Source organism: Arthrobacter sp. 35/47, assembly GCF_000520475.1.
Classification (GTDB): Bacteria; Actinomycetota; Actinomycetes; order Actinomycetales; family Micrococcaceae; genus Arthrobacter_D; species Arthrobacter_D subterraneus.
This window is the reverse complement of the sequence record NZ_KI914619.1, coordinates 32,935-41,460: the sequence shown is the minus strand read 5'-3', so window position 1 is coordinate 41,460 and position 8,526 is coordinate 32,935. Positions and strand designations below refer to the sequence as shown.

At 66.5% G+C, this 8,526-nt stretch carries 8 protein-coding genes; 7 read left to right on the top strand and 1 reads right to left on the bottom strand.

Features of this window, described 5'->3' with window-relative positions; all coding sequences use genetic code 11:
- The coding region (locus X803_RS22900) for an AI-2E family transporter (RefSeq protein WP_253907499.1) at window positions 1-696 on the bottom strand (696 nt) is incomplete at its 3' end.
- 387 nt (window positions 697-1,083) lie between these two features.
- Here X803_RS22900 and X803_RS0115675 point away from each other — a divergent pair.
- The 7 genes from X803_RS0115675 to X803_RS20580 all read left to right on the top strand — a co-directional run.
- Window positions 1,084-2,775, top strand: coding sequence for a DUF8094 domain-containing protein (locus X803_RS0115675; protein WP_156930095.1), 1,692 nt, complete (start codon window positions 1,084-1,086; stop codon window positions 2,773-2,775).
- A 64-nt stretch (window positions 2,776-2,839) separates the two neighbouring features.
- Complete coding sequence (locus tag X803_RS0115670) at window positions 2,840-3,838, top strand: tetratricopeptide repeat protein (RefSeq protein WP_026545866.1); 999 nt, start codon at window positions 2,840-2,842, stop codon at window positions 3,836-3,838.
- The gene (locus tag X803_RS0115665) at window positions 3,838-4,932 is read left to right on the top strand and encodes an NADH:flavin oxidoreductase/NADH oxidase (RefSeq protein WP_026545865.1); all 1,095 of its coding nucleotides are present in this window, start codon (window positions 3,838-3,840) and stop codon (window positions 4,930-4,932) included. Before X803_RS0115670 ends, X803_RS0115665 begins: the two co-directional genes overlap by 1 nt.
- A 72-nt stretch (window positions 4,933-5,004) precedes the next feature.
- A complete protein-coding gene (locus tag X803_RS0115660; protein WP_051470843.1) occupies window positions 5,005-5,814 on the top strand; it encodes an ABC transporter ATP-binding protein in 810 nt (269 codons plus the stop codon).
- On the top strand, window positions 5,796-7,367 hold the full coding sequence (locus X803_RS0115655) for a hypothetical protein (protein ID WP_026545863.1): 1,572 nt from the start codon (window positions 5,796-5,798) through the stop codon (window positions 7,365-7,367). The genes X803_RS0115660 and X803_RS0115655 overlap by 19 nt, the downstream gene beginning before the upstream one ends.
- Window positions 7,368-7,407: 40 nt before the next feature.
- Window positions 7,408-7,704 carry a DUF3039 domain-containing protein gene (locus tag X803_RS0115650; protein ID WP_026545862.1) on the top strand — a complete coding sequence of 99 codons (297 nt, stop codon included), beginning with the start codon at window positions 7,408-7,410 and terminating at the stop codon, window positions 7,702-7,704.
- A 63-nt stretch (window positions 7,705-7,767) separates the two neighbouring features.
- Window positions 7,768-8,526 (top strand): MFS transporter (locus X803_RS20580; RefSeq protein WP_162149241.1); only part of this gene is annotated, 759 nt, incomplete at its 3' end.

Below are 8,526 nucleotides of genomic sequence, written 5' to 3'. Positions count from 1 at the left end.
CGCCAGGCGGTATGCCCACTTCTTCATGCCCGGCAGCGAGGCGAGGAAATACAGGGTGAGCACCAGAATGACCAGCACCCCGAAGATGCTGTTGAGGATGACAGTGCCCACACCAAGCACGCCGCCGAAGATCCCGCCGACTGCTTCGGAGTCCGCGAAGAACTTGTCGACCTCATCCGTGACGCGTTCGCGCACCTGGAACTGCTGGTCGATTGTCTGGAAAAAATCGGAGGCGAGGAAGTCGCTCGCGTAGCCCGGAGCCCGCTCGACCAGCTGGCCGGTCTGGGAGACGATCGTGGGGATCAGCACCGCGAAGAACCCGACGATGATGCCGACCAGCATCACCAGGGCCAGCGTGATCCCTGCCGGACGCGGAACCCTCCGCCCTTCAAGCCAGCGCACAATGGGGTCGAGGCCGAGCGCAATGAACAGCGCGGCGCCGATCCAGACCAGCAGTTGACCGACGTTGGTGATCATGAAATACGCAAGCAGTGCCAGTCCCACCCCGACGCTGGCCATGAACCCGAAGTGGATCGGGTGCTGGCGCATGGAGCGGGGCTGCGCACCACCGAACTTGAGCCGGTCATCGCCGATGCTTACCGACTCGTCCACGGGAACCCTGCCGGCGCGCTCCGGCGGGAACTCGAAGCGCGGCCGGGGCTGCGCCACCGGCACCATGGAACGCAGCCGGGTCATGGCCGGCCCCAGTCCCCGACGGCGCGGCTCCACTCGGGGTGCCGGTTCCACTCGGGTTGCCGGCTCCTCTGCGCCGGGTTCTTCCGGCGTCTGGTTCACTGACGACGCCGGGCGGGGCAGGGGCTCGCTGATCGGCACGTCCTCGCGTTCACTCACGTATGGTCCGCTTTCGTTTGCGTGTCGGCACGGTCAACACCGGTTGCTCAACTAGCGAAACACTAACAGGACCGGCACGCGCTGCGCGGGAGTCGCCGGCGGTGTCCGGGCCATTGGGAAGTGCGGTTGCGATGACGCTCAGGTTCCGTTGAGACATCTTCGTTACGATGGGATCTAGTCCCGCCAGCCCGGCTCACCCGGGCCCACCCATTTCAACGTTAGGTTTCTCGAGTGCGCTTTCCTCTTGCTGCTCCCGTCATGGCGATCGGCGCGCTGCTGGTACTGCTGGGCATCGGCCAGCTCACCTGGTGGGCACCGCCGGAAACGGTGACGGTTTCGGTCCCCGCCGATGCGCAGAGCGGCCCGGTGACGGTCATCGACGCCGGCGCCAAGGAGGGGGACGCTGAGGATATCGACATCACAGTCCAGTCCGAAGGCACCTTTACCCTCGCGGTCGGGAGGGCGTCCGACGTCGACGCCTGGGTGGCGGATGCCGCCCACCTGACGGTCACCGGTATCGGCGAGGAAGAGCTGGCCACCGAGTTCACCGAGGGCGAGGAGACCGTTCCCAATCCGAGCGGTGCCGATCTCTGGACCAGCGAGGAAACCGCTGACGGTTCATTGACCCACCGCTGGCTGGACCCGGGGGAGGGCGAGTGGTCGATCCTCATCGCCGCGGACGGTGAAACTCCCGCGCCGACTGCAGTTTCCATCACCAGCCCCAATGACACAGCCACTCCCTGGGCCGTCCCGCTGATCATCGTCGGAGCACTCCTGCTGGTTCTAGGTGTGGCCCTTGGCTTCACGAAGCCGCGCAGGCCCAGCCGCGACCCGGCTGCCGCGGGCACCCGTGCCCGTGCCCGGAACGAGGGACGCCGCGGCCCCCGGGGAAGCAGCTTCACGGCCCACCCGGTGCGGCCGTTGGCTGCCCTCGGACTCACCGTCGCGCTCGGGCTTTCCGGAACCGCGGCCGGCCACGCCACTGGGACCAAACCCGCAGCGCCTTCCGGATCGGCTGAAGCGGAATCTGCGGAACAGCACCCCGTGATTTTGGAAACCCAGCTTGAGCGGATTCTGGCATCCGTGGCCACCACGGTGGCGGAGGCCGACGCCGCGGCCGACGCAACACTGCTTGAGTCCCGCGTTGCCGGTGCGGCCGCTTCGCTGCGAACCGCCAACTATTCAGTCCGGTCACAGGCCGACGAGGTGGCAGCGCCCACCCCTGTGGCAGCGGATCCCGTCCTCACCAGCATGATCCCCACCGGCAGTGAGTGGCCGCGCACCGTCGTCGCCCTCACCCAGGGAGAGTCCAATCCGGTCCCGCAGGCGCTGGTACTGGTACAGGATGATCCCCGGTCGAACTACAGGCTTACTTCGTCGATCCAGATGCTGCCGGGAACCACCTTCCCCACGGCCGGGACGCCGGAGGGGCTGCAGATGTTGCCCGTCGACGGCGGTGAGGAGCTTGTTGCCTCTCCCGAGGACGCGGTCGCCGCCATCGCGGATTACCTGACCAGGCCGGAGGGGCGCAACGCGGCAACCTTCGAGCCCAACTCCTTCGCGGACGCGATCACTTCCTTCCAGTCCGATGTGGTGGCCGATGCAGGAAATGACTCCGCAGACATCACCTTCACCCACAAGCCCGTGCCCGAGCACACAAGGGCGATCTCCACCGGGGACGGGGGAGCGATGGTGTTCGGATACCTCGACCACACCTACAGCAGCGTTCCCGAAGGACCCGGCGATTCGATCGCGCTGGAAGGCACGGTCTACGAGACCCTCACGGGTGAGGAGTCCACGGAGGAAGGTATTGATGTGCGCTACGGCGAGGCGGTCATGATGTACGTTCCGGCGGCCGGCAGCGATCAGAAGATCACCGTGATCGGCGCTGCGCAGCAGCTGCTCTCTGCAGAACTGCGCTGACCCGGAGAATCCCGGACGGATTCGAGTTGTCCATTGATGTCGGCTTCAGTAATAAGGTGAAAGCATGAGCACTCCCAACACTCCGGGCGGCCCCGCGCCGTCGTCGATGAACCTGCGCGGCGCTGTCGACCTGTCCGCGCTGAAGTCCCGGGCGCAATCAGCCAACGCGCCGGCCGGCGCCCAGGGCGGACCGGGTGCAGCGAACCCGGCGCCCGCGGCTGCCGCCCCCGGCAGCAGTCCTTATATTGTCGACGTCACCGAGCAGGTCTTCCCGCAGCTGGTCCAGCTGTCGGCGCAGGTGTCCGTGATCGTGGCGCTCGGTGCTTCCTGGAGCGACCAGTCGGCACAGGTTCTGTCCGTGCTCGAGGCAATCGCGGTGGAACAGGCCGGCCGGATCCTGCTCGCGCGCGTGGATTTCGAGACCCAACCCGGGATCGCCCAGGCGTTCCAGGCACAGGGCGTGCCCACCGTCGTCGGGGTGTTGAAAGGACAGCCGGTACCCCTGTTCGAGGGAGTGCTCGCAGAACCCCAGATCAGGACCTATGTCGATGAGCTTCTGAAGGTCGCCCAGGCCAACGGCGTGAGCGGCTCCCTGAACGACGCTCCTGCCGGTGAGCCGGACACCGCGGGTGAGCCGGCTGAAGCACCGCTTCCGCCGCTGCACCAGGAGGCGTTCGACGCAATCGAGGCGGGCAATTATGAAGCTGCAGCCGCGGCTTACCGCAAAGCGCTGGCCGAACAGCCCGCCGACGCCGACGCGAAAGCCGGGCTGGCGCAGGTGCAGCTCATGCAGCGGCTGCAGGACGCTGACGCAACGGCCGTGCGCACTGCCGCCGCAGAGTCGCCGGACTCCCTGGACGCACAGTTGGCGGTGGCAGACCTCGACCTGTCGGGAGGACACGTGGAGGATGCTTTCGCGCGGCTCACCACGTTCATCGCGCGTGCTGTGGGTGAGGAGCGGGAAGCGGCACGGGTGCGGCTCCTGGAGCTGTTCGACATCATCGGCCCTACCGATCCCAGAGTGAACAAGGCGCGCAGCGCGCTGGCGAGGGCCCTGTTCTGATGGCTGACACGGGCCTGTTTTCCCCACTTACGCTGCGCAGCCTGACCCTGGCGCACCGTGGGTGGGTGGCGGCAATGTGCCAGTATTCCGCGGACGCTGTGCATGCGCCGGGGGTTCCCCATGACTGGCACCTGATGCACCTGGGCCAGTTCGCCGCAGGCGGCGCAGCGCTCATCATCACCGAGGCCACCGCCGTGAACGCCGCCGGAATGATCAGTCCCCGCGACACCGGGCTCTACACCGATGAACATACGGCGGCATGGCGGCGTATCACCGATTTTGTGCACTGGCACGGCGCGGTGGACGCGAAGATCGGCGTCCAGCTCGCGCACGCCGGGCGCAAAGGGTCCGCCTGGTGGCCCTTCAGCGGCAGGCGCGGCTCTGTTGCGGCCGGCGACGGCGGTTGGCAGACGGTGGGACCTACCGGCGAGCCGTTCGGCAGCTATGCTCCGCCCCGGGCCATGACGGAACACGAAATCCTCGCCACGATCGAGGATTTCCGGTCCGCTGCGGCCCGGGCAGTCCAGGCAGGCTTCGACACGGTCGAAATACACGCGGCTCACGGGTACCTGCTGCACCAGTTCCTCAGTCCTCTCGTGAACTCCCGCACGGATCGCTGGGGTGGATCGGAGGAAAACCGGTTCCGGCTCACCCTGGCTGTGATCGACGCAGTCCGGGAAGTCCTTCCGGATTCCATGCCGCTGCTGTTGAGAATTTCCGGGACGGACTGGGTAGACGGAGGCCTCGACGGCGCCAGTTCGGGGCGTCTGGCCGCAGCGGCGGCCGAGCGCGGTGTGGACTTTGTCGACGTTTCATCAGGCGGAGCTGTTCCTGATGCAGTCATACCCGCCGAGCCCGGGTACCAGGTGCACCTTGCCGAACAGGTCCGAAGGCACAGCGGGGTACCCACCGGCGCTGTCGGCCTGATCAATGATCCGGGGGTTGCGGACGGGGTGATCCGGAACGGTGAAGCGGACGCGGTGCTGATCGCGCGTGCCGCGCTGCGGGATCCCCACTGGTGGGCGAGGGCGGCCGACAAGCTCGGCGCCGATCTGCCGTGGGCACCCCAGTACCAGCGTGCGGGCGGTTTTTAGTCCTTTCGGATGACGAAGGCGCACGTGCGCCGTTGTTAGCGTGGACCCATGACTTCCCAGCCCTTGCCCTCCATGCCGCCTGCGCCGGAACCGTCCGGCCGGTCCGGCGGCTCGCAGGCTCCGGGAGTGCGGCCGGCGCTGGCCCTGCGCGGCTTGGCAAAGCGCTTCGGCGACAGGATCGCGGTCAACGGCATCGATCTTGATGTTCCGACGGGGTCCTTCTACGGGCTGGTCGGGCCGAACGGCGCCGGCAAAACAACCACGCTCTCCATGGCAACCGGACTGCTGCGTCCGGATTACGGCCAGATATGGGTGCATGGAGTAGACGTGTGGCGGGCGCCGCTGGAGGCCAAGAAGCTGATGGGGATCCTGCCGGATGGCGTCAGGCTGTTCGACAGATTGACCGGAGAGCAACTGGTGACCTATGCGGGCCTCCTCCGCGGGATGGACCGGGAGGAGGTTGCGGTGAGGGTGTCGGATCTGCTGGAGGCGCTGGACCTCGTCGAGGACGCCGGAACGCTCGTTGTTGACTACTCGGCGGGCATGACGAAGAAGATTGCCCTGGCCTCGGCCCTTGTGCATGCGCCGCGGCTGTTGGTGCTGGACGAGCCGTTCGAATCAGTGGATCCGGTATCGGCAGCCAACATCCGGGACATCCTTGCCACCTATGCCAGTGGTGGCGGGACGGTGATCGTGTCGAGCCACGTCATGGATCTCGTCCAACGAATGTGCGATCACGTCGCGGTTATCGCCGCCGGAACGGTTCTGGCGGCCGGTACGGTCGACGATGTGCGCGGCGATGCGACCCTCGAGGACCGCTTCGTCGAGCTTGTCGGCGGCAGGAATCCAGGGGCGGGACTGGCATGGTTGCGCACCTCTTGAAGCTCAAGCTCCTGTTACTGCGCAATTCCCTGCGCCGCAGTACCTGGCAGCTTGTCGGAGTCATCCTTGGTGCGTTGTACGGCCTCGGCCTGCTCGGAATGATCGTTGCCGGCCTGATAGCGCTCGGAGCCCTCGACCTGGAACTGATGCGCACTGTGGTGGTACTGGGCGGCTCGGCCGCCGTGCTTGGGTGGGTGGTCATCCCGCTGGTTGCCTCCGGCGTCGATATGACTCTGGATCCTGCCCGCTTTGTCACCTTCACGATTCCCATGCGACAACTCATGACAGGGCTGACCCTCAGCGGGGTGATCGGCATCCCCGGTGCCGTCACGCTGATTGCCTTCCTTGCCCTGACGCTGACATGGATCCGTTACCCGATTGCCGCGCTCGCGGCGGCGATCTGCGCCGTTTGCGCCGTCCTGCTCTGCGTAGCGGGTTCCCGCCTGGTGACGACGGCTGGCACGGCCCTTGCATCTTCCCGCCGGTTCAGGGATGTCAGCTCAATGGTGGCAATCATTCCGCTCGTCCTTCTCGGGCCCATTTTCGCGGGCATTACCGCAGGCTTCCGGAATTCCCCTGAATTCGCCGGAGAACTGGCGAACATCCTGGCATGGACGCCGCTCGGAGTCTTTGTTGCAATACCGGCCGATCTCGCTGCCGGCGACGGGCTCACGGCGCTGGCGCGTCTTGGTATCGGTCTCGGCGCAATCGCCGGAGTGACGTACCTGTGGCATGCCAGCCTCAGCCATGCCCTTGTCACCCCGCCGTATAACGCAGTGAGCCGCAAGCCGGGCGGCAACGTGGGACTGTTTGCACGTGTGCCGGCCACACCCGCCGGTGCAGTCGCCGCCCGCGCGCTAACCTACTGGGTCCGTGACCCGAGGTACGCAGCGTCAATCCTCGTTGTGCCCCTGCTGCCGATCCTGCTGTGGTTCATCAGCGGCGATTCCGGAGGGTTTTTCCTGCTGAACTACCTCGGCCCGGTCACTGCGTTCCTGCTTGCCTGGTCGATCTCAGCAGGTATCTCCTACGACAACACCGCGTTCTGGATGCACCTGTCGGCCGGCGTAAGCGGCCGGGCCGACCGCGCGGGCAGGGCAGCGGCGCTCCTCGTCTTTGCGGTTCCCGTGGTGCTCGTCTTCACCATTGCTCCGCTCTGGCTGAGCGGGTCACTGGCCGATCTGCCCATGATGCTCGGGCTGGCCGTCGGGACCCTACTGACGGGCACCGGCTTTGCCAGCGTCGTGTCAGCGCGCTACACCTACAACGTCCCGCTACCGGGGGAGAGCCCATTCAAGACACCCCCCGGAACCGGTTTCTCCATGCTTGCCATCCAGGGCATCGGTTGGGTAGTCCTGATGGTCCTCCTCGCGCCGGAGGTCGGACTGGCAATCGCCTACCTTGCCACCGGGAGCACGGTATTCGGTTGGTTGACACTCTGCGCGGGAGTGGTGGTCGGGACTGCTGTTTTTTACGGCGGGATCCGGATCGGCGGGGCGTGGTACGACAAGCGGGGGCCCGAACTGCTGGAGGCAGTGGCTGTCAACAAATGAGTCCCGCCTGTGCGCGGAGCATCGGCAGTAGGATGGAGCCATGAGTACGCCAGCAGATCCCTTTGACGACAGCCCCCACGGAGCGCCGGGCGACTCCGGAACCTCCACGGCCACCATCGAGCGCGAAGAACTGCGCGAGGAAGTGGAACCCGGGGACCGGGAGCGGTTCGCCCACTACGTCCGTAAAGAGAAGATCATGGAGTCGGCGCTGTCCGGAGAGCCCGTCATTGCCCTGTGCGGCAAGGTGTGGACCCCCGGCAGGGACCCGGAGAAGTTTCCGGTATGCCCCACCTGCAAGGAAATCTACAGCTCAATGCGCTCAGGGGAAGACTCCTAGCACCTGATGACAAGTCCGCCGGGCCGCCTGCCCGGCGGGCTTGTCTGTGCCTGGAAGGAAACCATGTTCCAACCCGAGGCGGTGCCGAGCGGCGGGGCGATGTCCGCATCACTGCGGCCCCTGACAATCGGAGTCATCGCGATCATCACCTGTGCGGCCTTCGAGGCGATGGCCGTGGTGACCGCAATGCCCGCCGTTGCGGCGGAACTGGACGGCGTATCCAGCTACGGGTTGGCCTTCTCCATGTATCTGACCGCTTCCCTGCTCGGCAGCGTCCTGGGCGGAATCTGGTCCGACCGGCGTGGCCCACGTCCGGCGCTCGCATCCGGGCTGGGACTCATGGTGGCCGGGCTCGCCATATCCGGGACTGCACCGGCCTTCTGGATCATGACCTCCGGACGTGCAGTCTCCGGCCTCGGCGGCGGGTTCATGATCGTTGCCGTCTATGTAATCATCGCCAGGGCCTATCCGCAGCGAATGCAGCCGGTAGTGTTCGGCTGGCTTGCGGCAGCGTGGGTAGTGCCTTCGCTGATCGGGCCGTATATCTCCGGGGTGCTCGCAGAGCAGGCAAGCTGGCGCTGGGTTTTCCTGGGTGTGGCGCCGGTCGTTGTCGCAGCATTCCTGCTGGTCTGGCCGCGTACCGCACAGCTGGCGGTGCCCCGGCAGGGGGGCCCGCTGGACAGCGCGGCCCGGGGCCGCGTGGCGATGGGTCTGCTGCTGGCCGCTGGCGTGTTCGCTGCCCAGTTCGCCCTCACCAGGATTGCCGCCGACGGCTTCGCGGATCCCGTTCCGGCCTGGCTCCTTGTGGTGCTGGGCGTGGCC